This is a genomic window from Psychrobacter sp. SWN149, from assembly GCF_015864565.1.
Taxonomy (GTDB): domain Bacteria; phylum Pseudomonadota; class Gammaproteobacteria; order Pseudomonadales; family Moraxellaceae; genus Psychrobacter.
Map to the genome: position 1 here is coordinate 139636 of NZ_JADYWX010000001.1, position 25575 is coordinate 165210.

Genomic DNA, 25575 nt, shown 5'->3' on the forward strand with positions numbered 1-25575 from the left:
AGCTTATGAATATGACTCATAAGCTCAGCTCAAGCCTTAAGACTTATTCACCAAAGTTTTTCTGCTCAAGGCGTGCAAGCTCACCGTTACTACGGATTTCGCTCAATGCTTTATCAAAGTCTGCCTTGAGTGAGTCACCTTTACGCACAGCGATAGCAATATTGTCATCGTTATCAATCTCATCACCAACAACACCAAAGCCTTCTTTATTGTCCGCTAACCATGATTTGGCAGAGACTTTTTCAGCCAAAACCGCATTGCTACGGCCAGATTTTAGGTCTAAATAAGCATTGTCATAGTTGTCATACAATTGAACGGTGTTGCCTTCTTTGCCTTCGTAGTTATCTTGCAGATAAGCGCCTGGCGTCGTAGAGCGTTGACCGCCTAGCGTGACGTTGCTGATCGCCATAGGATCAAAGCCACCATCATTACTGGTGAGCCATACCATGGTATTGGCAAAGTACGGTTCGCTGAAATCAACTTTTTCTTGACGTTCAGCCGTGATAGACATGCCGGCCACTACCGCATCGTATTTTTGTGCCAATAGCCCTGGGATAATACCATCCCAATCCTGAGCGACGATTTCACACTTGGCTTGCATCTGATCACACAAGGCATTGGCAACATCGATATCAAAACCTGCCAAGCTACCATCAGCGTTGGTGTAGTTGAATGGAGGGTAAGCGCCTTCGGTTGCAATACGAATGGTTTTGCCAGTCGTTTCTGCAGCAGCTGTGTCAGCGTTGGCATCGGTGGCTTCATCGGCAGGTTGACTACAGGCGCTCAGCATTAATGCAGCGGTCATGGTCATCGACGACCAAAGTAGGCGAGAATTCGACATCATACGTTCCTTAAATTCTGATGGGTTTTGACATAAGTTTTTGACAGGATTTTCTGACTTAGTGTTCTGATACTTTGTTCTCTGACGTCCCTGCCAGACAAGCAATATAGATAGCAGAATATATGGGCAGTCGCTAATAGTGACCACCTATAAACCTTTTGATAATACCTGAGTAAAATACCAAAAACAAACGTTTTGCATACTCATAGTTATCATTGAGCAATAAACAGCCAACAATAGTTACGATAAAGTGATTTTATGCTACTTCGAATATGGTTTTGTCAGGACTCAGCCGTTACCAAGTATTGGCAAGTGCTGTGGTTTGGATTTGGGCTTTAATTTGGGCTTAAGTGTAGGCTTGATAAGACTTTATGGTGGCAAACGCTTTGCCACCATAAGGATTGAACCGATAACGAATGTCACATTAGGTTGGGCGATGTGATGCCATAAAGTCTTTGACACGTTCAGAGGTAGGATTGTCAAATACTTGCTCAGGCGTGCCGATCTCTTCAACCACCCCTTGATGTAAAAAGACCACCTTACTGGATACTTCACGGGCAAAGCGCATTTCATGGGTAACGATAAGCATCGTACGTCCCTCTTCTGCCAGCTCTCGCATGACAGCAAGTACTTCGTTGACGAGTTCAGGATCTAGCGCAGAAGTAGGCTCATCAAATAACAAGACTCGCGGCTGCATCGCTAATGCACGGGCAATCGCCACACGCTGGCGCTGACCACCAGATAGATTGGCAGGATAAGCGTCTTTTTTGTCAAGAAGACCCACTTTATCGAGTAGTTTCTCTGCATCACTAATCGCTTGGGCTTTTTTAATCTTGAGAACCTGCGTCGGTCCTTCGATGATGTTTTGCAAAATAGTTTTGTGCGGCCACAAATTAAAGTTTTGAAAAACAAATCCCACGCGAGCACGCAAGCTCTCTAATTGTTTTACATCTACAGCCTGCAGCTCACCTGATTTATTGGGCTTTAGCATCAGCTCTTCATTGCCAATGAGGATGCGACCCTGATTTGGGTTTTCTAGAAGATTAATACAGCGCAGCAACGTCGATTTGCCTGAGCCAGATGAACCCAAAATAGAGATGACATCGCCATCATAGGCAGTAAGCGACACACCTTTTAGCACGTCTAATGAGCCATAGCTTTTATGGATGTCTTGTAAGTCTAGGGCGATAGGCCGAGTCGGAGTTTTTGCAGTATCAAGCATGGTTCAGCAGACTTCCAATAAATATGAGTGAATACACGAATAAAAATAAATAAGAGCCGTATATATAGTGTCAGTAGCACTATCGTGATAATGCGATGCCTGAGGCGGCAAAGAGAAAAATGCGGTATTGTCTCTTATTACACAGCAAAAAGGCAAATCTTGTGTTTAACCAGTCAGTTAGTCACTACTAGCTAATGATAGATATTTTATAAGCGACTATTATAAATAGTCGACCTAAAAAAGCCCAGAGTGCGTTTATCGCTCTGGGCTTTATTTTATCACTTTAGCGCACTAGGCGTGGTTTTATCTGATGAGTGTATGTCTACCATTTACGAGTAACTGCTGACATGCCTAGTGCTGGCAGCAGTTAATAGGTCGAAACGTGCTCTGAATCTCCTGTTCCATCCATGACTTCTGCATCATCTGCTGTCGCCACTGCCACATCATCATTATTGGTAACGTCCATACCCTCATCATCAGCACTGGCCACAGCGACATCATCGGAGCTGGTCGCCGTTGCATTTTCTTCAACGCTCGTTTGTGCATCGACAGTCGTGTCAGCCTCGGCCTCCATTGGTGTCTCGTCTTTTTTGCCGCAGGCACTTAAGGTTAGCGCTGCTGCGACAAGACCAACGGTTAGCCAGTTTTTGTAAGCCGTGTTTTTAGTAGCCATGTCATTCTCCATTATTCGTCGTATGATGGTTCATTGCCATCTATTGATAGCGTCGCCTTATTAATGCCTACTATACTGACGATACAATGCGGCTACCTTAGTAGTTACAGCGCATTTCTGTTAAAGGCACGTAAAAACCGTGTGCTTTGTTTATCCTATCTATATCAAAAACCTCTCGCCCTACGCTCAAAGCTTGTGTCAACCTCCTAATTAAACTTGGCAAACTTGCTCGTGAAGAATCACTAAACCGTCTCAAATGAACCTCTATAAACCTATGGCGGGGCGGAATCTGTTCACAAAATCATCTTTACTATCGACTCAATCTGCTCTATGTTAAATAGCGTAATGCCCTATCGCTATTTAAGTAGGCATTGAAAACTGCTATTTTTGCTAAATTTTCGCCTTTTTGGGCGCTTTTATTTATATAAAATCCATATGACATAAGGAAAATAATTTATGAGTCAATCAAATACGACCGATATCGCCACCTATATGCAGTCTGTTGGTAAGCAAGCTCGAGCCGCTTCTCGTGCACTTGCTGCTGCCAATACTGGCGATAAAAACGCTGCGCTCATGGCGATTCATGATGAGCTGGTCGATGCTAAGCAAGACATTCTAGCTGCCAACAAGATTGATATGGATAATGGTCAAAAAAACAATCTCGATAGTGCTCTACTTGATCGCTTGGAGCTAAACGAAGCGCGATTTAACGGTATGCTGCAAGGTCTGAAAGATGTCGCAGGTCTCCCTGATCCAATCGGTGAAGTTACTGATATGACCTATCAGCCATCAGGTATTCATTTGGGTAAAATGCGTGTACCACTTGGTGTGGTTGGTATGATTTATGAGTCGCGTCCTAACGTGACGTTAGAAGCCGCATCGCTAGCGTTAAAATCAGGCAACGCGATTATCTTGCGCGGTGGCTCTGAAGCTTTTGAGTCCAACCAAGCGATTGCTAAGTGCATCATCAAAGGTCTCAGTCATACCGACCTATCTGAGCATAGTGTGCAAGTGCTACAGACGACCGATCGCGCCGCTGTTGGAGAGCTGATTACCATGACTGAATACGTCGATGTCATCGTGCCACGTGGCGGTAAAGGTCTGATTGCTCGTATCAGTAACGATGCAAAAGTCCCTGTGATCAAGCATCTAGACGGCAACTGTCATACCTTTATCGATAGCGATGCTGATCCTGAAATTGCGATCAAAGTCAGCGTCAATGCAAAAACGCATCGCTACGGTACTTGTAATACCATGGAGACGTTACTGGTCGATGAAGCAGTCGCTAATGAGCTATTGCCTAAGATTGCCGAAGCCATCATCGCTGCTGATGACGCAATGCAACTGCGTCTTGATGACAAGTCGCAAGCCATTCTAAATGACAATGCTGCGCTTAAAGGGCATCTATCCGCTGCCACGGCTGAAGATTGGGATACCGAATATCTTGCCCCTATCCTAGCGGTAAAAGTATTGTCAGGTATTGACGAAGCCATTGAGCATATCAATACGCACGGCAGCCATCATACCGATGTCATCATCACTGATAACTATACCAAGTCGCAACGCTTCATCCGTGAAGTAGACTCAGCCAGCGTGATGATTAACGCCTCTAGCCGCTTTGCAGATGGCTTTGAATATGGGCTTGGTGCTGAGATTGGTATCTCAACTGATAAAATCCATGCGCGCGGCCCTGTCGGACTCGAAGGTCTGACGTCGCAAAAATGGATCGTCTATGGCCATGGCGAAACTCGTGCGTAGATAATGCAAGAATGCTTTACTAACCTGAGAATTAATGCTTAAGTTAAGCAACCAAGAACGTCAGCTACCGTGCTGGCGTTTTTTTTAATGTCAATTACCTAGGATGGCACAATCATGCAGAGTGGCAAGATTAAACATTGGAATAAAGACAAAGGCTATGGCTTTATTGATGTAGACAACCAAAGCGAAGACGTGTTTTTTCATGTGAGTACAGTACGGTTGTCACAGCCTATAACGGAGGGTCAGACCGTTTATTTCAATAGCAAACGCAATGAGAAAAACCAATTGCGAGCCACTGAAGTCACTTCTACTGACCTCAGTCTTCAAGACGATGTTGATCACGGTTTACCTGAACCTATAAATAGTAATAGTAATGCACGGAACCAAAACACGAGAAATAATAGCAAGGTTCGACCACATAACAGTAGTCCACCTAAGAAAAGCCCCCTATCTACCTTGATGAGTCTCATCGCGATTATCGCCGTCACTTTTTATTTCTTCGATGATCTAAAATCAACCATTTTTACAGATGATGTCGCCCCAACTACCCTATCGCAAACCGCATCTGGCAGCACAACCCAAGCAGTCTCTGGTTCTGCCATAACGGGTGATGCACAAATAGATCAAACCATCACCCTTATTCAACAAGGCGGGCCGTTTCCTTATCCCAATAAAGACGGCACGACGTTTTATAATCGTGAAGGCAAGCTGCCTGCTCAGTCGCAAGGCTATTACCATGAATATACTGTACCCACTCCTGGCGTCTCACATCGCGGGCCGCGTCGTATCGTCACAGGTGGATATCCGCCTACCGTCTATTACTTAACTGTCGATCATTACGATAGTTTTCAAAAACTGCAGGTGCCCTAACATGGAACGAGCAGACATGAAAAAAGAAAATATTAATCAAGAAAGTAAGAACCAAGCCATCCACTACGTTAATCAAGATTACATTAACCAAAACGGTACAGCACTATATGCGGGCATTCCTCCTCAGGCTGTTACCATACCCGTGGGTGACACAGTGGATAAAACCACGCTGCTGGCGAGTCTAGGCCATGCCTGTGATTTTCCCAGTTACTTTTCGCATAATTGGGACAGCGCATGGGACTGTCTGACAGATAGCGAGGTGGTGCACTTAACGCTTGATTTGACGGTGGTGAAGAGGATAAATACCGAAGATTTCAATGTTTTTAAAAGCCTCATCGAAGATGCCTATAGAGATTTTGGCAAACCAGAACTTTGGATTATTGTGCCATCTGAGGATGAAGTCTAGTCTAACTGTCAAAAGATTCGTCACCGATCATTATTCGTCATCATAGAAACCTGAATTCGAGATAAAGCCATATTTATCCCGAATTCAGGTTAATTTATTTTATAGAAAGGATTAACGTATGGAGATTACTTTAAACGGTTATTACACCTTGATATTGGCCACATTAGTACTATTACTTGGGCGATTTTTGGTAAGGAAAGTCAAGTTTTTAGAGGACTTTAATATTCCAGAGCCTGTCGCTGGTGGATTGATTGCGGCAGTCATTGTGTATGCCCTTAATTTTATTTGGGGCTACAGCTTTAATTTTCATCAGGGCTTACAGACAGCCACTATGCTGATGTTCTTTGCTTCTATCGGTCTGAGCGCTGATTTTGGTCGACTAAAAGCAGGTGGTACTCCGTTACTAATTTTTACTATTGTGGTATCAGTATTTATTATCCTGCAAGACGTCGTTGGCGTGACAATGGCAAGTGCATTAGGACTTGATCCACTGCTAGGTCTAGTCACAGGCTCTATCGCGCTTACAGGCGGTCATGGCACCGCTGGCGCATGGGGTACTGTGCTAGAGCAAGAGTATGGCGTGGTAGGCGCGACGACGTTAGGCATTGCTGTTGCGACTTATGGCTTGGTCGCAGGTGGTATCGTGGGTGGCCCTGTGGCACGTAGGCTGATCAATAAACTTGGCTTGAAGCCAACGCCTGCCAACCTTAATCCAAGTGATGTTGAAAAGGTAGCAGGCGCGCAGTCGCTATACAGTACCAAGCATAGCGAACACGAATCTGGTGACAACCAAGAGATGTTTGAGAAGCCAGACAATATCCGCCTCATTACCGCCTCATCTACCATTGAAACCTTAGCACTATTTGCTGGTGCATTGGCTTTTGCTGACCTAATGACCATCGTTGCCGAAGGTACCTCATTTGAGCTACCTACCTTTGTATGGGCACTGGCAGGCGGGGTGATTCTTCGTAATTCATTAACCATGATATTCAACTTTGATATGTTTGACCGTGCCATCGATGTGATTGGTAATGCGTCATTAAGCCTATTTTTGGCCATGGCATTGCTGTCGTTAAAGCTATGGGAATTGACAGACTTGGCAGGCCCTGTACTCATAATTTTACTGGTACAGACGTTTGTGATGATTCTATACGTTTATTTCATTACCTTTAAAGTGATGGGCAAAAACTACGATGCTGCGGTACTATCAGCAGGTCATTGCGGTTTTGGTATGGGTGCAACGCCAACCGCGATTGCCAATATGCAGGCAGTGACTGATCGCTACCTACCCTCACCTAAGGCATTTTTGATTGTACCAATGGTTGGTGCTTTCTTTGTCGATATCGTCAATGCGACAGTCTTGCAGATATTTACGACGTTGCCGTTTATGTAGGCTGATGCTGTCGTAGCGCAAAGCTTGGTTCAATGAAAACAAAAAAATCGCCTAGCAAATGCCAGATATCGAAAAGCCCGCCAAGACTAATCTTGGCGGGCTTTTTTAATTATCAAGTTATAATAAAGTATTCAATCAAACCCATTATTTATACTTTTTAACTTCACCGCTTTTCACACGAGCTACGAAAGAATTAACCTCTCTTTTCACAACTGGCATCAAGAAGTATAGACCGATGATGTTAAAGATAGCCATAGCGAACAGAGCCGCATCTGAGAAGTCGATAACGAAGCTAAACTGTACGATAGTACCGATAACAACGAAAACTAAGAAGATAAGTTTGTATATCATCTCGCCAGCTTTACCTTCACCGAACAGATAAGTCCAAGCTTTTAGACCATAGTATGACCATGAGATCATCGTTGAAAAGGCGAACAATAATACCGCTACAGCTAAGAAGTACTGGAAAATCGGTGCTGTTTCCATAAAGGCGGCACGGGTTAGATCCACACCAGTGATTGCTTGCGTTTGCAAGTTTGCGGCAGTGTTCACCCCAGAGATCGTAATAACGAGCGCCGTCATCGTACAGATAACAACCGTATCAATGAAAGGCTCTAACAAAGCCACTAAACCTTCAGTAGCAGGCTCACTTGTTTTTACCGCTGAGTGAGCAATAGCGGCTGAACCAACACCCGCTTCGTTAGAGAAAGTCGCACGTTTTAAACCTTGAATCAACGCACCAATAAAGCCACCAGCAACACCAGCACCAGTGAAGGCACCTGTGAAAATCTCGCCAAATGCGGCGCCGATATGATTAAAGTTGGCAACCAGTACGATGACACTCATTGTGATATACAACAAAGCCATAAAAGGTACAACTTTTTCGGTCACTGCTGCAATGCTAGGCATACCACCAAGGATGACTGAACCAACCAAAAGAGCCAACCCAATACCAAAGAATATGCTGTAATCCGTTGGAATGCTAAAAGTAGAGCTCATGACTGCAAAGGCTTGGTTACCCTGAAACATGTTACCAGCACCAAAAGTGGCCAATATACACATAAGGGCAAAACCGACGGCTAACACCTTACCCAATCCACCCATACCACGTTCAGCCATACCGCGGCTTAGGTAGTACATAGGTCCACCTGATACGACGCCAGATGGTAGTACCGTACGGTATTTAACACCTAGCGTACACTCTACAAACTTGGTCGCCATACCGAACAGACCGACCATAATCATCCAAAAGGTAGCACCAGGTCCACCGATAGCGAGTGCTGCACCGACACCTGCAATATTACCAAGACCGACTGTACCTGACAAAGCAGTGGCTAGTGCTTGAAAATGGCTAACCTCGCCTTCTTCTTTGACAGCAGGGTTTGGATCAGTATATTTGCCTCTGACAATATCCAAAGACAAGCCTATATGGCGAAACTGAATAAAGCCGAAATAAAAGGTAAAGACTAATGCGGCAACCAATAGCCAACCTACAATGAGCGGAAAGCTTACGTCGCCAAGAGGTACTGAAAAGAAAATAAGATCGACGAACCAGCCAAATATATTGGCCATAAAGGCATCGAGGCCCGCACCAAATGCTGCTAGACCTCCTTGTTGTTCTGCTGCTTGCGCAAGAGTAGTGCTAAGTAATAGCATCGTTGCGACTAAAGATTGTTTTTTCATGTAAATCCCTTTAGTGAAAATAATATTTATATAATTATTCAATCAATTACAGCGATACTAATACAAAGTGTAATTATTTATTATAATTTGTATTAGTATTATTACTCGATGTTCAATGCCAACTATATACTAATACTTTTATATAAACAAAAACATTTACATATTTTTCTTAATTAAACATCAACTTAGCGCTTTGAAGCTGATAGCCGTACTCAGCCAAGCTCACTATAATTACCGATAAATATCGGTAATATTTTTATCATAAATAACAGACTTAAATATAATTCAAAGGGCGAGATGACCACATCAACATAGGTTTGCGTCAAATGATCTAGTACTTATAAAGCGTAAGAACAAAAAAACCGCTAAGCAAAAGCTTAGCGGTTTTTTTATTACCATTCTAAAGTTTACTGATTTTTAGCATAGACTGGCAACTCTGCACAAATCGCTTCTACTTTACCGCGTACTTCAGTAGCAACTGCTTCATCACCGCGGCTGTCTAGTACGTCACAGATCCAACCTGCCAACTCGCCCGCTTGTGCTTCGTTGAAGCCGCGAGTAGTAATCGCTGGCGTACCAATACGAATACCAGACGTTACAAACGGTGATTTTGGATCGTTTGGTACAGCGTTCTTATTCACAGTGATGTGAGCGTCGCCAAGCCATTTATCGGCTTCTTTACCCGTCATTTCTTGCTTAACGAGGCTGATCAGCATGAGATGGTTTTCAGTACCACCAGAGATAACTTCATAGCCACGATCTTGAACGACTTTCGCCATCGCTTTAGCATTTTTAACCACTTGCTGCTGATAAGTAGAGAAGTTGGCTTCTAATGCTTCTTTAAAGCAAACTGCTTTTGCCGCGATGACATGCATCAACGGGCCACCTTGGTTACCCGGGAATACGGCAGAGTTTAGTTTCTTGGCCAGCACTTCATCACGCGCCAAGATCATACCTGAACGTGGGCCACGTAGGGTTTTGTGCGTGGTCGTAGTCACTACATCAGCGAAAGGTACTGGGTTTGGATAAACGCCACCAGCAACTAGGCCTGCAACGTGTGCCATATCAACCAATAGATACGCGCCTACTTCGTCCGCGATGTCACGGAAACGCTGCCAATCGACCACTTGTGAGTATGCCGAAAAACCAGCAATAATCATTTTAGGCTTATGCTCACGCGCTAGAGCATCTACTTGGTCATAATCAATAAGACCAGTGCCATCTACCAAACCATACTGTACGGCGTTGTAGTTCAGGCCTGAAAAGTTGATGTGCGCGCCATGCGTTAAGTGACCACCAGCATCTAGGCTCATGCCCAATACCGTGTCATTGGCTTCTAGCAATGCTAAAAATACCGCAGAGTTTGCTTGGCTACCAGAATGCGGCTGAACGTTGACGTACTCAGCACCGAACAATTCTTTTGCACGGTCAATGGCCAATTGTTCAACGACATCTACATGCTCACAGCCACCGTAGTAACGCTTGCCAGGATAGCCTTCTGCATACTTGTTAGTAAGGTCAGTACCTTGCGCTTCCATCACTGCTTGTGAGCAGTAGTTTTCAGACGCGATCAATTCGATATGGTTTTCTTGACGAACGCTTTCTGCGGCCATTGCTTCAGCAAGTACTGGATCAAAATCTTTGATAGAAATATCTTTAAACATAGTGATGTCCTAAGTAGTGACTGTCATTGAAAAAATGTCATTGAAAAGAAGCTGATAGCCTGCCCACAATAATACAACTACTGCGTCAACGTCGCTCGAGATATGTTTGATACCTCTGCACTCTGTTTTTCTACAATCTGTTGTCTTTCTACCATCTATTTTATGGTATGACCATTATTGTGAATGGCGTCTATTAGCAAAGAGTAAAATAAGAACAAACACAGGCGAGTGGCCTGCTATTAACTTGACTGATTCGTCAATAAAACCGATATACATTTGCATCGATATCACTGCGAAAGATTAAGTGTAACATGAAAAATTGTGCTGCGAACGCAAAAAAACCTCACCTTAAGATGAGGGAATTAAATGGCCCTATAACGCAGATAAATAGCCAATAAAATAAAGGATTTATCCTCTTTAAATTCTGGTTTCCATGCTATTTTATGTGAATGTTGACATTAAATATTTTTATAGGTCGCTAGATAAAAACGCTGGCAGGAACGTTTCGCTAATCATTATCTGGCGGCCATACCAATCATAACGCGTTTGCCGTTGCCAACCTTCTCTCGTGTGACTTATAAAACGCTGATTGGGTAGTGTTCGGCGGCGCTTAAATAACACGTAGCCAATCGGTGTGCCTTTGAGTTGCTGCAGACGACGCGCGCTCCCTTGCAAACTGGGCAGCGGGAACACACTTTGCGCTTGCACCCATGGCGCTTCATCACAGCCATATAGCTCTACTTCACGCACCCATGCCAGCATCGGACGACCCAGCATCCTACCTTGCAAGCCCAGTTGCTTTTTTTGTACTAAGCTCAGTCGTCGATAGCCCTCAAAGCTGCGTTTGACACGCAGTGGCTGCCCTGCTCTGTCCTCTAATATAGCAGTGAGAGAGCCTTCAGCATTGAGCCAAGGCAGCAGTTCAGTCGGAGGTGACAGAGGGTTAAAGCAAGAGGGTTGAGTACTGGACATAGTTAACGGCTAATTATGAAGTATTAAATAAGAGAAGCTGGCACTCATTGTTTATATCAAAAGACTAATGGTTCACATCGAAATCCGGCATATTGTCCGCATTAAAAGGCAATGCCTCAAATGCCTGCTGACGATACTGTGCCATATGCTCACGATCTCTAGCACAAAAATCACCAATCGCCGGTACAAAACGTGGATCATAGATACGGTGCAGCGAGTGTGTCGTCGTTGGAATAAAACCACGTACCAGTTTATGCTCGCCTTGCGTACCGGGATCAAAGGACTTAAGCCCTTGCTCAATAGCAAACTCAAGCCCTTGATAGTAGCACAGCTCAAAATGCAAACTGTCATACTCACCCAGCGCCCCCCAATAACGACCATATAAGGTGGCATTATTATCAACACCATCACCATCACCATTGTCGCTATCAGGCTTATCATATAAGAACAGACTACTAGCGATGATCTCTCCACTCGCATCGAGTGCCTGCGCGAGCATTATATGCGCAGACAGGCTCTCTGCCAATGCCATAAAAAAGTCTATCGTCAGATAAGGCTGCTGTCCGCGTACTGCATATGTCATTACATAACAGTGATAAAACGCTTTCCAATCAGCATCAGTAATATCCGATCCACACTTACGCTGGCATACGATGCCCTGTTCTGCCACCTTACGGCGCTCAGCTCGAATGGTTTTGCGTTTTTTGGCTCTTAGCGTCATCAAAAATGCATCAAAATCTGCAAACGGCTGACTATCATTCGGTAAATCTTTATTTTGCCATAAGAACTGACAGCCTTGACGCTCAAGTATTGGCATCTCAATAGGCGCAGATTCTGCGCCGCGCTCTTGTGCAGCTATCGCCAGCGCTACATCAACTTCAGTCGGCATAGAGCTGGTCGCAACAGATGCCAGCTCAGGCGTGACAAACAGTCCATGCCAGCTTGAGGCACCCACTTGTTGTGCGATATCATCGACACCTGCGATGGCAGTTTTGAGGATATCTTCATTTAACGTCTCCCCTTTCGCCAACCACAGACGCTGACCAGTAATCGGCGTATAGGGTACGCTGGTGACTAATCGCGGATAATAGTCCACGCCGTAGCGTGCGTAAGCTTCCGCCCACGCATGATCAAACACAAACTCCCCGCGATGATGACCTTTTATAAATACGGGCATCACGGCCACAGGTTGCAATACGTTTTCCGCGACACTGTCTATTAAGTTATCGGCGCTATTTTCACTATCAGCATAGTCAGCGACCCGGTGGACCAAGATAAATATCGGTAGCCATCCTGCTTGCTCACCAATAGCACCGGTATCCGCCAACGCTTGCCAAAATGCAAACGACATAAAAGGGGTATCTGGGGTATGCCACTCAGCCTGACTCTGCCAGCTGGTATCATTAATCAGCGAATATTCTAAACGCATACTTTTTGTCATTATTATAGTCGCTATATATTTATCGATAACCGATTGATTAATGACCTAGCCTAACAAATTTTTGATAGTTTGCTGTCACAATTTGCAAAAATTCATCTATATGCAATAAAAAACCACCTACTATAATATAGGTGGCTGTGTTTTATGATGATGCTTATATCCTATTTTCCATCTCATTATAAAAACCAATGAAACGACAGTAGTTGTATGGAAAAGATGATATCCAAGCCGATGACTGTTAGAATAAGGTTGTTATTAGCTTAATATAATTAGAAACCATAGGATATAAGCTAAAACAGTATACTTAGTTCATGGTATACGATTGACATCCTATCGGATTTATCATGGATTGATTATAATATGCCTTCAATGACCCGTTTTAAGTCACTCTGATATAGAGCATTGGCTTACCATTTTACAATGTCATTGTAATAAATATTAGAAAAACAAAATGTATTATCAGTCTCAATATCTCTCAAAAGATACATGTGATGTACTTGATATAAGCGTATCATTCATTACTGCATAGTATCATTGACCCATATTCGACACTATCTCTGAGCTTTATTATTCACTACAGCCTAAAGGAAGATTATACTAATATGTCAAAAATTATTTATACAAAAACTGACGAAGCCCCAGCGCTGGCGACTCTGTCGTTTTTACCGATTGTAGAAGCCTTCACCAAAACTGCAGGCGTCGAAGTTGAAACCAGCGACATCTCTGTTGCTGCGCGTATCTTGGCAGAATTCCCTGAATACTTGACCGAAGAGCAACGTGTTCCGGACAACTTGGCTGAGCTTGGTCGTCTGACGCAAGACCCAAACACCAACATCATCAAATTGCCAAACATCAGTGCCTCTGTACAGCAGCTAAAAGCCGCTATCAAAGAACTACAAAGCAAAGGCTTTGCGCTACCTGATTTTCCAGAAGATCCACAGACTGATGAAGAAAAAGAGCTGCGTAAGCGTTATGGCAAAAGCTTAGGCAGTTCAGTCAACCCAGTGCTACGTGAAGGCAACTCAGATCGCCGTGCACCAAAAGCGGTAAAAAACTTTGCCCGTAAACACCCGCATTCAATGGGTGAATGGAAACAGTGGTCAAGCACGCACGTGTCACACATGCATGGCGGCGACTTCTATGATGGCGAGCAATCTATCACGTTAGACAAAGCCCGTACCGTACGTATGGAGTTGTTACTGGATGATGGTACCCAAAAAGTATTAAAACCTAAAATTGCCTTGCTAGATAAAGAAGTCATCGATCTAATGGTGATGAGCAAACAAGCATTGCTAGAGTTTTATGAGACTGAAATGGAAGATTGCCGCGAAGCTGGTATCTTGTTCTCACTACATGTAAAAGCCACCATGATGAAAGTGTCGCATCCTATCGTCTTTGGTCACGCCGTTCGTATCTATTACAAAGAAGCCTTTGAAAAACATGGCGCTACGTTTGAAGAATTGGGCATCAATGTCAATAACGGTATGGCTGACTTGTATGACAAAATTGCCACTTTGCCAGCCTCTCAGCGTGAAGAGATTGAGCGCGACTTGCATGCGTGTCAAGAGCATCGTCCACGTCTGGCCATGGTTGACTCATCAAAAGGTATTACCAACTTCCATTCGCCAAGCGACATTATCGTCGATGCGTCGATGCCTGCTATGATTCGTAATGGCGGTAAAATGTGGGGCGCTGATGGCAAACTATATGATTGTAAAGCGGTCATGCCAGAGTCTACCTTTGCTCGTATTTACCAAGAAATGATCAATTTCTGTAAATGGCATGGTAACTTTGATCCAAAGACAATGGGTACCGTTCCTAACGTTGGCCTAATGGCTCAAAAAGCTGAAGAGTATGGTTCACACGATAAAACGTTTGAATCTAGTAATGCTGGTATTGCCCGTATTGTCGATGTTGATACTGATGAAGTATTACTCGAAAAACGTGTTGAAAAAGGTGATATCTGGCGCATGTGTCAGGTCAAAGACGAGCCTATCCAAGATTGGGTGAAACTGGCTGTACGCCGTGCTCGTGAATCAGATACGCCTGTGATCTTCTGGTTAGACCCATACCGTCCACATGAGAACGAGCTGATCAAAAAAGTTAAACTGTATCTAAAAGATCATGATACTGAAGGCTTACGTATCGAAATTATGTCTCAGGTTCGCGCCATGCGTTATACCCTAGAGCGTGTCGCTCGTGGCCTTGATACTATCTCTGCGACTGGTAACATCTTGCGTGATTACCTCACTGATTTGTTCCCTATCCTAGAGCTAGGTACCAGTGCCAAGATGTTATCGGTTGTACCACTAATGAAGGGCGGCGGTTTGTTTGAAACTGGTGCGGGCGGTTCTGCACCAAAGCACGTTGAGCAGCTCATCGAAGAGAATCACTTGCGTTGGGATTCACTCGGTGAATTCTTGGCCCTGACCGTCTCGTTGGAGCATTTGGCCGAGAACGACAAAAATGCCAAAGCCAAAGTACTGGCTGATACGTTAGACAAAGCTACTGAAACACTGCTGTTGAATAACAAATCACCATCACGTAAAACCGGTGAAATTGACAACCGTGGCAGTCACTTCTACCTAGCTATGTACTGGGCTGAAGCGCTAGCGGCGCAAGACGAAGATGCAGATCTAAAAGCCAAATTCAAAGCGCTTGCACAAACTCTGCAAGACAACGAAGCCGCTATCATGAAACAGTTCAATGAGGCTCAAGGCAAGTCAGTCGATATCAAAGGCTATTACTTAGCTGATGAAAAAATCGCTGAGCAAGTCATGCGTCCAAGCGTGCTATTTAACGAAGCATTGGCATCGTTGTAGTTTGTTTAGATAGCTTGCTGATGTGATTATATTTGATTGTCTTCTTGTTTTTACATCAAGGCGATCAAATTAATTTAGAGCAAAGAAAACACCTCAATAGTCTTAGGACGTTGAGGTGTTTTTTTATGGTATGCATATTTATAGTTTTCATACTAAGATATTGGTTTTGCATAAAGTCATGATCGGCTTATTGTCTTTAATGTGATCATAAAATTAGCTACTTCTGCCTAGCCCATTTCTAGTAATCTGTTAGCATCAGCTTATTAGACAGCATGAGAGAACCTGCGAATCATCAAAAAACACTTTATAATAGCTTGTAGGCTTCATCAAAAAAATTATAAAAAAATGAGCCATACTTCAATCCTGATAGCTATCAGATAACCAGAAAAACTGACTCACTTATATTTAGGAAATTTCCGCTTATGCCGACCTCTAGTCTCGTCTTATTTAACAAGCCTTATGGCGTGCAAAGCCAGTTCCGAGACGACAGTAATAATGATCACACTACGCTATCTGAGTATTTTACAGATAAGTCATTGCGAGTGGCAGGTAGACTCGATGCCACATCAGAGGGCTTATTGATGTTGACCAATGATGGACGAGTCAACAAAGCCATTACTCAGCCGCCCTCTGCTGCTGGTTTTGCAAAAAACAAGCGTAAACAAGCAAAGACCTACTTAGCACAAGTGGAAGGCGTAGTAACGGCGGCGCAGCTTCACGAGCTTGCGACTGGTGTTGCCCTAAAAGATGGTAAGACATTGCCTGCAACTGCCGTCGTGGTAGAGGAAGCTGATTTGCCTGTGGACTTATGGCAGCGTGACCCGCCTATTCGTGAGCGCAAAAACATACCAACGTCGTGGCTTATGCTGACGATTTATGAAGGTAAAAACCGTCAAGTCAGGCGTATGACCGCTCATGTTGGTCTGCCTTGTCTTCGTCTGATACGCTGGTCAGTGGCAGGGTTTGAGCTGGGTGATTTAGCCGTTGGTGAGTCTGTAAACATTGAACTCAATAGCGAGCACTATCAGCAGTTGGGTATCTCTCAGTGAGTTATAACTCATCATTGTTGGATGAACCGTATAGGTATTTGTTATAAAATAAATAGACTAAGACTGATTAAACTACGAGTCATTAAACATCGTGTCTCGAATGAGTAAGGTTTATCTGCTAAGATTCAGCACGTCATTGGTTATGTACAGTCATCAGTTATTACCATGGGTTTGATCCATTTATCGTTTGGTTCTTTATAATAGGGATATGTCATGATTGCTTCTCATCGTTTGGTATTATTAGCCACTAGCATCTCTGCGGCGCTTATATTGAGTGCGTGTCAGCCAATGACAGAGAGCAATCAATCAGCACCTGTAGAAGAGGCCACGACGCCTGTCACTGATATGTCCCATAGCGAGCATAATAGTACAGATACTGATACGCTCACAGACAGTGGCAATGTCGCTGATGAATCTAAAACGTCTGACATGCTCAGAGACTACACCAAATCGATGAGCCAGATGCACGATGAGATGATGGTTGGCATGAATTATAATGACCCTGACACAGCTTTTGCTAAAGGCATGCTAGGGCATCATCGCGGTGCAGTGGATATGGCAAAAATCGAGCTAAAATATGGCACTGATGACGCCATGCGCCAACTTGCCCAAGACATTATCACAGCGCAGCAAGCTGAAATTGATGTTTTGAATAAATGGCTAGCCAGCCACCCTGACGCTGCCAAACCCAAACCCAATACTGAGGCGATGCAGCAGGCCTATGCCAAAGGCATGAGTGACATGCATGGTGAGATGACATTGGGTGTTGCTGATCCTATTGCTGATATGGCGTTTGCACGCGGTATGTTGCCGCATCATATTGCTGCTGTAAATATGGCAACAACTCAGCTCATATATGGAACTGATGAAGAAATGCGCGTATTGGCACAAAATGTCATCGATACTCAGCAGACTGAGATTGATTTGATGAAAAATTGGATCGCCGCGCATCAGAAGATGGATAATACTAAACACACAGCAGTTCCAGATAGTGATGTTAAAAATGACAATGCTAAAAATGACGATGTAAAGATTGACGCTACTGCAAAGTAAAACCTGATTGCCATGATTGGAACCTCTAAAAACAAAACCCCTTAACAAGCTTTATGGCCTGTTAAGGGGTTTTTTTAATGATATTTTTTATCTTAGACGATGGCCTTTATGATAGTGGACGCGTCATCACATTGAGCCACGTCTCCCACCCTGCCTGTCCTTGTAGACCATCTTCTTTATTCTCTACTCCTTTATCGGCTTTTGCCAAACGTAGACTGACTTTATAAGGAGATGAGTCATCATGACTGTGCTCTCGCCCCATATGGTCTTGGCGTTTTTCCTCGGTGATTGTGCTCGGCTGTACCTGCACACGCATTAGCTCATCACGGCGAAACAAGTGACAATCAACCGCTCGTTTTGTATGACTCAGTGCCGCTAACTGTTTGGTATCGGCTTTTATACCATCAATCGCAATAATGACATCATGCGCTGAAATACCCGCTCTGGCAGCCACACTATTACGCATCACCCGGTTGATTTTGAGTCCAGCAGGGGTATCATTACAGCGCATCCCCCATGGTGTATGCTTATTGGCTGTCTCTTTTGTACTTGACTGGATTTTGACACCGTTTGCGATCAGTAGTGATTCAATAGGCAGCTCTTCAATGCCATTGACATAACGGTGTTCAAAATCCTCCCACTCTGCCACTGGCATAAACTGCCCAATCACGGCGCCCATATCAGTGCTATTTATACCTATGCGCTTGCTGTCATTTTGCTTGGCCTTATCATAAAAGGCTTTGACCACATCAAACAAACGATAGCGACCATTAGTATTTTTTAGCAAAATCAAATCCAGACAAAGTGCTACGAGCGCGCCTTTATTATAATAGCTGATACCTGCATTACCGGTATTTTCATCAGTCCGGTACAGCTTAATCCAAGCATCAAAGCTGGACTCTGCAACGCTTTGATACGCACGCCCCGGTGTTTGATAGTAGCGATTGATTTGTTCAGCCAACAGTTTTAGATAGCTTGGCTTATCAATCACGCCCGATGCTTGCAGCATAAAATCATCGATATAAGAGGTAAAGCCTTCAAACACCCACAGCAATGGTGTAAATGCCTCACGGCGCAAATCAACATCGATCATGACATCTGGGCGGACCGTTTTGACCCACCATGAGTGAAAGTATTCATGACTACACAGACCCAAAAATCGCTGATAGTCTGTACTCGGTATTTTTGGTTCATCAGCATTTGGTAAGTCGCGGCGCGGCGTAATCAGACTGGTCGAATTGATATGCTCAAGGCCACCATAATCCTGACCGCTGGCAAACGTCATAAAAGTATAATCGTCAAATGGGGCATCACCCAACCAGTTCAGGTAAGTCTGACAAATTTTAGTCACATCTTGCTGTAGCCTGCCCATATTAGCGCTATGCTTACCTGACAGATAAAAGTGGTGTTGCAGTTTTTGATGCTCATTACTCTTAATAATAAAATCAAATTTTTGCTGCTCTGCGATTTCAAAAGGATAATCGATCAGCTCATGATAATTGTCTGCTTGTAACTCATAACTGTGCTGGCTACCCGTTTGCTGCTCGTTCGCCAGCTCACTATCAAAATGCATGTGAGTAGATTCTAAGCCGCAGGCTAGCAGTACATTACTGTCCTCTTTGTCTGCCATAAATGCGTCTGGCACAATCAAGCCAACCCCTACTGGTGAGTGCTCTTGCCCGTCGATGGCAAATGCCAGTGAGGTAAAGTTGCCATATAGACGCTGCTGATCTACGTAGGCTGTACGCACCGACAGATCATAACAGTAGACTTCGTATTCAACGACCACCGTTTGCCCTGCACTGACCGCAGGCAGCTGCCACGTATGCTTATCCAATTTTTGCGCGCGATAAATGTCAGACTGTTTGTTTTCATCTGTGATTCGATAGTGAACCGCCGTGATATTTCGGGCAAACTCGCGCATCAAATAACTGCCCGGTATCCACGCTGGCAACCAAAGCTGCGGCGCGTCAGTGGTCGCCATAAAACTCAGTGACACATCAATCAAATGCTCAACAAAGCGGGCAAAATCGAATTGGTAGTAGATATGGCTCATCGTATTAATGCGTGCGTCATCGTGGCTGATTGAGACATCGCTCGTTGACTGATGATCGGTCGTCTTATCAAATGAAGTCATCGTCTTTCTCATCCTTATTTTTATCGTTATGGTAAAAGTGGTTTCTTAGAAACACAACTTATGAACCCTAAATAGCCAGTAGCTATCAACTGACTATAGAAAATAGCAGCTATTATTGTAAATTGTCGCATTAATTAGATTTTTTTATGTTTTTTGCCTTGAAAGTTATGTGAGCCATCTCAATTAAAGATGCTAACTGCTACAGTTACTTTAATAAACTGATGATAATTGACTAATGATATGGCTATTTGGCTTGCTGATTGGCTTTTTTAGGTTTATTGCAACCACATTTAATTTTTTACATCGATATATTTAGGATATTTTATGACTACTATCGCAAAAGACACTGCCGTCAAATTCAATTACACGCTAAAAGACGACGAAGGCAATGTACTTGACCAGTCACCAGAAGGTCAGCCACTAGCGTACCTACATGGTCACAGCAACATCATCCCAGGTCTAGAATCACAACTAGAAGGCAAATCTGCTGGCGAAAGAGTTAATGCCGTTGTTGAGCCTGCTGATGGCTACGGCGAATACCAAGAGCAAGCAGTACAGCATGTACCACGTGATAACTTCCAAGGCGTTGAAGATATCCAGCCTGGTATGCAGTTTCAGTCAGAGGCTGGTGGCCAAGTAATGTTGGTAACCGTTACTGATGTAAACGATCAAGAAGTCACTGTTGATGCAAACCATCCATTGGCTGGTAAGCGCTTGACTTTTGACGTTGAAATCCAAGAAGTACGTGCAGCAACTGAAGACGAATTAAACCACGGCCATGTACATGGTGCAGGTGGCGTTGAGCACTAATCTCTTTTTAGAGTATAGTGAAATGATTGAGTAATGGATGACGATTGATTCCTTTATTTGATCAAAGGCTCAGTAGAGATATCTACTGAGCCTTTTTTATGCGCTTTAATAGCGGATTGCTTTTCTTTATGGATGATTATGAATGGCTTGAATATGGGTATAGCAAACGAGTAGCTTATCATCAATTAATCATTAAATATTTGACCAACTATCATTAGAGGTCGGTCATTAGCGATTTGTCATTCATTTAATGAGAGCCATGCGGTCAGTTCATTTTTAACAGATTACTATGGCCTGTCCTAACACCCAGACGTAACAAAGCCGCATAACGACAAGCGTCATGCGGCTTTTATTACTAACCATCCATGTTAGCGTTACGTGATACCTAATCCCGGGGTATCTCATAACTGACAGGCATCCAGCCTTATTATCCTTAATCAGCAAACCACTTATCCCTAGTGCGACCCGTACGATACCAATCCCTAGTATCAATGAACCGTTTCGTTCAATCGTGCCGTACAGTTATAATCGCAGATTGACGCGTTGTAGGTAAGAGGTGTTAACGTCAATCCATGTAAGCATATGCTTACATGGATTGCAAAGCACCCTATTGAAAAGTACTCTTATGATCCGCTTTGTGCCAGCTTTTCTTCAGGACTGACTGGTCTTAGAGGGTCAGCGCTCAGCATGATATAAGCGGCTTCAGTAATAAATGCTTCGTCTTCTGGTAACTCTGGACGCTCAGACTCTTTCATACGACTGCGCTCTTCAAACTTAGCATCCATCGCAGCTTGATAAGTGTTCCAATTAGAGTATGGGCGCTCTCCAGTCGCTATCAGGCGTTTGTTCTCAGCTTCCAATGAGCGCTTTTCAATCAGCTGCATCTTAGCACGGCGACTATTGATATCTAAGGGAACTGGTTTTTTCTCATCGTCCATATTACGTATGTCATTGAGCGTTGATAAGTACGTAAACTGTGGGCTCTTTTCTTGACGGATTTTAGATTGCTGATTGAGTGTCGCCAAGGTATCACTGGTAAACTTGCCTTCAGGCTTATAAGGCGAGGTTTTAATAGTGTCCCAAGGTAACGCGTTTTTCTGAGCGCGCTCACCGAAGGTGGCGTCATCGTAGATATTGACCAGCTCGACATCTGGGACAACGCCTTTATTTTGCGTGCTACCACCAGTGATACGATAAAACTTGCGCTGAGTCAACGTGGCAGAACCCAAGGCCAAACTATCGAGCTGGATTTGGGCAGAGCCCTTGCCTGTTGTGGTGCTACCAACGACCAGCCCTCTACCATAATCTTGGATAGCCGCGGCAAATATTTCGCTGGCTGAGGCTGAGGCCAAGTTTGTGATGACAGTCACCTTACCGTTATAGAGCTGCTCACCGCCATCATTGTCGCGATAGACTTGAATATTGCCTCGATTGTCACGAATTTGTACCAATGGGCCACTCTTAATAAAGAAGCCCAGCATTTTGGCAACCTCATCTAACGAGCCACCTGGGTTATTGCGCAGATCAACCACCAAGCCATCAATGTTCTTTTTGTTCAATTCTTTTAGGGCTTTTTCAGTATCGATACTGACACTACGGTAGTCTTCACCATTGCGGCGGGCACGGTAGTTCAAATAAAAGCTGGGTATCTCTAATACACCGATACGCTTCGGTGTTTTATCGATATTGGGGCGTTGTACTTCTACGACGCGCTGGGTCACCCCTGACTCTTCTTGTTGAATAATGTCACGCACCACGGTGACCGTACGGGCACTGGCGTCTGGGGTATTTGGCTGACGCAATTTGAGCGTCACTGAAGTACCGCGTTTGCCACGAATCAAGCTGACAATCTCACGCGTAGACCAACCCACCACATCGGTCATAGTCTCGCCGTCTTTGGCGATACCCACAATCAAATCATTCGGTTTGATTTGACCAGACTTGGCTGCTGGGCCGCCATCTACTAAGGTTACAATACGAGTATAGTCTGGGTTTTTACGATCAGGACGAATAGAGACACCGATGCCTTCTAGTTGTAGGCTAGATTGAATCTGCAGTTCTGTCGCTTGAATCGGTGCATAGTAGTTACTATGCGGATCGTAAGTCAGCATGGCCGTGTTTAGAACGGTCTCCATGACTTCGTCATCTTTGAGACGCTTAAACTGCTCTTGCTGGCGTGACAAACGATTTTGCAAAATCTCACTTGGCGTACGCTCATCATTGCGGACTAAATCCTGCCCACGCGTGATATCTGGATTGCTTAAAAAAACTTTTTCTTTGGCTTTTTCGTCTTCTTGACCCAGTGTGATACTGATCAGTTGGAACTTCAACTGACGCGCCCAGTAGTCACGTTGCTCTTTTTTGGTCTTAAAATGATTGAGCTTTTCGCGATCAAGGATGATGGTCTCATCGCCCGTCAACTTAATATCTGTTTTGAGCATCTTGGTTGCCATCGCAAAGTACTCATTTGAGCGTTTACGATAACGGTTAAATACCTCTACCCCTGCAGACAAATCACCTTGTTTGAGACGGGCGCCAAAATCATCGGCGTATTTTTTCTTAAGCTCATCCACATCTGACTGCAAAAACAACGTATGGTTTGGGTCCAGACTGTCGATATACATAGAGAGTATTTCACTGCCAGTTTTACTGTCTAGTGACTGATTGAGATAATGACTACGATCCAACAAAGCGGCAACTTGGCGCGTGGTGACTTTTTGTTCTGGTGTCTGTATAAATTCCCCAGTATTGGTTTCTGCTACCGCTGTACCATAACTCTGGGTCAGGATAATACCAGCGATGCCCACGGATGCTGCGCTGAGTAACCACTGTGCTGGTTGTTTTTTCATCATATATACCTAGTTAATTAAAATGGATTGTATTATTGGTTTTATTTAGATTAAAGATGGCGATGTTCACGATTGTCCAAAAATGCTGTCTACTCTTTATCAATGCTTGGCGGTCATAGTGCTTTATTTCATGATCTCTGAGCGTTCAATTACTATTATTAGATGCTGATATATAGTCAAAAATCAATCAATACTAGCATGCGCGTAAACGTCGAACTGTCTCAAACTGTATAAGCAATATTACACGCTACGCCTGCACATACCAAACTTTCTATTATTTTTATTACATAAGAGACATAGGTGTTCTGGACGTAAATTTGATATCGTTCATCCATTTTAAAATAGAGATAGTAGTACTCACACGGCCATTGGCACGAATGTGCGTGAGCCTCCATCACGCTGACAAATATCAGGCACTAGGCATTTATACCAACTGCATATAGGTGTTAACGTACCAATCTCATGCCGAACGAACTATGTTTATTTTAACGTCATAATCTGCCTTATTATGCTCGGCTCATAATAGCTGTCATAATAGCTGTCATAACCAGCATATCTCTATAAAGGCAATTTTTTGATAATGGCGAACAGTTTTTCAACACCCTCCATTCGCCATATAACACTGTATAACATAATAAGGATTACGCGATGTACGGCGTCTTAATGATAGATATTGATAGTACTGCGCTGACGGCTGAAGATATCAGTTTGATTAAACAAGCACAGGTCGGCGGGGTAATACTGTTTGGTCGTAATGTGACCGATGCCGCTCAAGTGCGAGCTCTGTGTGATGATATACGCTATCACAACCCCGACATACTCATTGGTGTCGATCAAGAAGGCGGACGCGTCGCAAGACTGCGCCAAGGATTCACAGCGTTGCCTGCGATGGGTCGATTGGGCGAATTGTTCAATACAGACCCAAGCCGAGCACTCAATTGTGCTTATGATTGTGGCTATCTGATGGCCGCTGAGGTATTGGCTGTTGGTATCGATTTGAGCTTTGCGCCAGTGCTAGACAGAGATGGCATCAGCCAAGTAATTGGTGACCGTAGTTTTCATCATGAGCTGCCAGCCATTACCGCATTGGCCACACAGTTTATGCGAGGTATGAAAGCGGCTGGCATGGCAACTACGGGCAAGCACTTCCCCGGTCATGGTGCTATCGCGCCTGATTCTCATGTGTCAGAAGCCATCGATACGCGCGGTTTGGATGAAATTATCAATAGCGATATGCAGCCCTTTGCACAGACGCTGCCGTGGCTTGACGCACTGATGCCAGCACATGTTATTTTTTCACAAGTGGATGATAAGCCAGCAGGATTCTCTAAAATTTGGCTAAAAGACATCATTCGCGAGCAGCTGCAATTTAACGGTGTCTTATTCTCTGATGATCTGTCCATGGCAGGTGCAAAAGCGGCTGGTGATGTCAGTGCGCGGGTCAAAGCAGCCATCGGAGCAGGCTGCGATATTGCGCTGGTATGTAACGATCGCATTGCTGCTCATGAAGCGGCCGCCGCTGCTCAAGAATTACCGTACCCCAATCAAAAACGCATCAAAACCATGTGTGGCAAGATACCAAAGTGGCAGGGTGACCTTGAGTCTACGTGTCAGCAGTTTGACTACTGGCAACAAGCGAAGCAGAACATCACGCAGACTTTTTTTGATGATCCATCTGAGACTACGATTACGGCAGAGCATCATGAGCCAAGAGATCCCACTGCTTACAAGTAATGGGTAAATATGTTGATGTATAGTCAGCGAACTACTAAACCGCTACGGTGTTACCCTCCCTAAAGGTACTATATGTACAATCTGCGGTCGGCTGCCTTGTAGCTGTTTTAGATTTCTTTGACTATATTAACTGATGACATACCCTCATCCAGTCCACTTAATAAAAAACCGCACCTTAACAAGGTGCGGTTTTTATTA

The 25575-nt window shown here is 44.1% G+C and carries 18 protein-coding genes; 9 read left to right on the forward strand and 9 right to left on the reverse strand.

Features of this window, described 5'->3' with window-relative positions; translation table 11 throughout:
- Positions 1-43: 43 nt before the first annotated feature.
- The 3 genes from I6E86_RS00565 to I6E86_RS00575 all read right to left on the reverse strand — a co-directional run bounded on the left by I6E86_RS00565 (position 44) and on the right by I6E86_RS00575 (position 2736).
- A complete protein-coding gene (locus I6E86_RS00565) occupies positions 44-844 on the reverse strand; it encodes a transporter substrate-binding domain-containing protein (RefSeq protein WP_197174624.1) in 801 nt (266 codons plus the stop codon).
- A 421-nt stretch (positions 845-1265) separates the two neighbouring features.
- Entirely contained in the window at positions 1266-2063 is a 798-nt protein-coding gene (locus tag I6E86_RS00570; RefSeq protein ID WP_194363630.1) for an ABC transporter ATP-binding protein, read from the reverse strand.
- Positions 2064-2430: 367 nt separating this feature from the next.
- Positions 2431-2736 (reverse strand): hypothetical protein, encoded by a 306-nt coding sequence (locus tag I6E86_RS00575; RefSeq protein ID WP_197174625.1) that lies wholly within the window; start codon positions 2734-2736, stop codon positions 2431-2433.
- A gap of 456 nt (positions 2737-3192) precedes the next feature.
- Here I6E86_RS00575 and I6E86_RS00580 point away from each other — a divergent pair, with 456 nt between their 5' ends.
- The 4 genes from I6E86_RS00580 to gltS all read left to right on the forward strand — a co-directional run bounded on the left by I6E86_RS00580 (position 3193) and on the right by gltS (position 7163).
- Positions 3193-4494: a glutamate-5-semialdehyde dehydrogenase gene (locus I6E86_RS00580; protein WP_197174626.1), complete on the forward strand. Its 1302-nt coding sequence runs from the start codon at positions 3193-3195 to the stop codon at positions 4492-4494.
- A gap of 114 nt (positions 4495-4608) precedes the next feature.
- A complete protein-coding gene (locus tag I6E86_RS13750) occupies positions 4609-5364 on the forward strand; it encodes a ribonuclease domain-containing protein (RefSeq protein WP_197174627.1) in 756 nt (251 codons plus the stop codon).
- A 16-nt stretch (positions 5365-5380) separates the two neighbouring features.
- Positions 5381-5770, forward strand: coding sequence for a barstar family protein (locus tag I6E86_RS00590; protein WP_197174628.1), 390 nt, complete (start codon positions 5381-5383; stop codon positions 5768-5770).
- Positions 5771-5888: 118 nt separating this feature from the next.
- Positions 5889-7163, forward strand: coding sequence for a sodium/glutamate symporter (gene gltS / locus I6E86_RS00595; RefSeq protein WP_197174629.1), 1275 nt, complete (start codon positions 5889-5891; stop codon positions 7161-7163).
- A gap of 144 nt (positions 7164-7307) precedes the next feature.
- Here the strand turns inward: gltS and I6E86_RS00600 are convergent, their stop codons facing one another.
- The 4 genes from I6E86_RS00600 to I6E86_RS00615 all read right to left on the reverse strand — a co-directional run bounded on the left by I6E86_RS00600 (position 7308) and on the right by I6E86_RS00615 (position 12911).
- Positions 7308-8846 carry an alanine/glycine:cation symporter family protein gene (locus I6E86_RS00600; protein WP_197174630.1) on the reverse strand — a complete coding sequence of 513 codons (1539 nt, stop codon included), beginning with the start codon at positions 8844-8846 and terminating at the stop codon, positions 7308-7310.
- A 407-nt stretch (positions 8847-9253) separates the two neighbouring features.
- Complete coding sequence (gene glyA / locus I6E86_RS00605) at positions 9254-10510, reverse strand: serine hydroxymethyltransferase (RefSeq protein WP_197174631.1); 1257 nt, start codon at positions 10508-10510, stop codon at positions 9254-9256.
- Positions 10511-10978: 468 nt separating this feature from the next.
- A complete protein-coding gene (locus tag I6E86_RS00610; protein WP_197174632.1) occupies positions 10979-11482 on the reverse strand; it encodes a chorismate--pyruvate lyase family protein in 504 nt (167 codons plus the stop codon).
- Positions 11483-11546: 64 nt separating this feature from the next.
- On the reverse strand, positions 11547-12911 hold the full coding sequence (locus I6E86_RS00615; protein ID WP_197174633.1) for a GNAT family N-acetyltransferase: 1365 nt from the start codon (positions 12909-12911) through the stop codon (positions 11547-11549).
- Positions 12912-13525: 614 nt separating this feature from the next.
- On the opposite strand from I6E86_RS00615, the gene I6E86_RS00620 reads away from it, so the two are divergent.
- From I6E86_RS00620 to I6E86_RS00630, 3 genes are all read left to right on the forward strand, one after another.
- Positions 13526-15745 carry an NADP-dependent isocitrate dehydrogenase gene (locus I6E86_RS00620; RefSeq protein WP_197174634.1) on the forward strand — a complete coding sequence of 740 codons (2220 nt, stop codon included), beginning with the start codon at positions 13526-13528 and terminating at the stop codon, positions 15743-15745.
- Positions 15746-16167: 422 nt separating this feature from the next.
- Complete coding sequence (locus I6E86_RS00625) at positions 16168-16794, forward strand: pseudouridine synthase (protein WP_197174635.1); 627 nt, start codon at positions 16168-16170, stop codon at positions 16792-16794.
- Positions 16795-17007: 213 nt separating this feature from the next.
- Positions 17008-17847, forward strand: coding sequence for a DUF305 domain-containing protein (locus tag I6E86_RS00630; protein ID WP_197174636.1), 840 nt, complete (start codon positions 17008-17010; stop codon positions 17845-17847).
- Positions 17848-17953: 106 nt separating this feature from the next.
- Here I6E86_RS00630 and I6E86_RS00635 read toward each other — a convergent pair whose 3' ends face one another.
- Positions 17954-19984, reverse strand: coding sequence for a M61 family metallopeptidase (locus tag I6E86_RS00635; protein WP_197174637.1), 2031 nt, complete (start codon positions 19982-19984; stop codon positions 17954-17956).
- 324 nt (positions 19985-20308) lie between these two features.
- Between I6E86_RS00635 and I6E86_RS00640 the strand changes: the two genes are divergently transcribed.
- Entirely contained in the window at positions 20309-20794 is a 486-nt protein-coding gene (locus I6E86_RS00640; RefSeq protein WP_194363616.1) for an FKBP-type peptidyl-prolyl cis-trans isomerase, read from the forward strand.
- Between the two features lie 623 nt (positions 20795-21417).
- Here I6E86_RS00640 and I6E86_RS00645 read toward each other — a convergent pair.
- Positions 21418-23643, reverse strand: coding sequence for a carboxy terminal-processing peptidase (locus tag I6E86_RS00645; protein WP_197174638.1), 2226 nt, complete (start codon positions 23641-23643; stop codon positions 21418-21420).
- 648 nt (positions 23644-24291) lie between these two features.
- On the opposite strand from I6E86_RS00645, the gene nagZ reads away from it, so the two are divergent.
- Positions 24292-25377, forward strand: coding sequence for a beta-N-acetylhexosaminidase (nagZ, locus tag I6E86_RS00650; RefSeq protein ID WP_197174639.1), 1086 nt, complete (start codon positions 24292-24294; stop codon positions 25375-25377).
- The last annotated feature ends 198 nt before the right edge of the window (positions 25378-25575 follow it).

Coding starts and splice junctions, on each gene's coding strand:
- I6E86_RS00620 (WP_197174634.1), top strand. CDS start 13,526: ATGTCAAAAATTATTTATACAAAAACTGACGAAGCCCCAGCGCTGGCG.
- I6E86_RS00580 (WP_197174626.1), top strand. CDS start 3,193: ATGAGTCAATCAAATACGACCGATATCGCCACCTATATGCAGTCTGTT.
- I6E86_RS00625 (WP_197174635.1), top strand. CDS start 16,168: ATGCCGACCTCTAGTCTCGTCTTATTTAACAAGCCTTATGGCGTGCAA.
- I6E86_RS00615 (WP_197174633.1), bottom strand. CDS start 12,911: ATGCGTTTAGAATATTCGCTGATTAATGATACCAGCTGGCAGAGTCAG.
- I6E86_RS13750 (WP_197174627.1), top strand. CDS start 4,609: ATGCAGAGTGGCAAGATTAAACATTGGAATAAAGACAAAGGCTATGGC.
- I6E86_RS00610 (WP_197174632.1), bottom strand. CDS start 11,482: ATGTCCAGTACTCAACCCTCTTGCTTTAACCCTCTGTCACCTCCGACT.
- gltS (WP_197174629.1), top strand. CDS start 5,889: ATGGAGATTACTTTAAACGGTTATTACACCTTGATATTGGCCACATTA.
- glyA (WP_197174631.1), bottom strand. CDS start 10,510: ATGTTTAAAGATATTTCTATCAAAGATTTTGATCCAGTACTTGCTGAA.
- I6E86_RS00570 (WP_194363630.1), bottom strand. CDS start 2,063: ATGCTTGATACTGCAAAAACTCCGACTCGGCCTATCGCCCTAGACTTA.
- nagZ (WP_197174639.1), top strand. CDS start 24,292: ATGTACGGCGTCTTAATGATAGATATTGATAGTACTGCGCTGACGGCT.
- I6E86_RS00565 (WP_197174624.1), bottom strand. CDS start 844: ATGATGTCGAATTCTCGCCTACTTTGGTCGTCGATGACCATGACCGCT.
- I6E86_RS00590 (WP_197174628.1), top strand. CDS start 5,381: ATGAAAAAAGAAAATATTAATCAAGAAAGTAAGAACCAAGCCATCCAC.
- I6E86_RS00640 (WP_194363616.1), top strand. CDS start 20,309: ATGACTACTATCGCAAAAGACACTGCCGTCAAATTCAATTACACGCTA.
- I6E86_RS00600 (WP_197174630.1), bottom strand. CDS start 8,846: ATGAAAAAACAATCTTTAGTCGCAACGATGCTATTACTTAGCACTACT.
- I6E86_RS00575 (WP_197174625.1), bottom strand. CDS start 2,736: ATGGCTACTAAAAACACGGCTTACAAAAACTGGCTAACCGTTGGTCTT.
- I6E86_RS00630 (WP_197174636.1), top strand. CDS start 17,008: ATGATTGCTTCTCATCGTTTGGTATTATTAGCCACTAGCATCTCTGCG.
- I6E86_RS00645 (WP_197174638.1), bottom strand. CDS start 23,643: ATGAAAAAACAACCAGCACAGTGGTTACTCAGCGCAGCATCCGTGGGC.
- I6E86_RS00635 (WP_197174637.1), bottom strand. CDS start 19,984: ATGACTTCATTTGATAAGACGACCGATCATCAGTCAACGAGCGATGTC.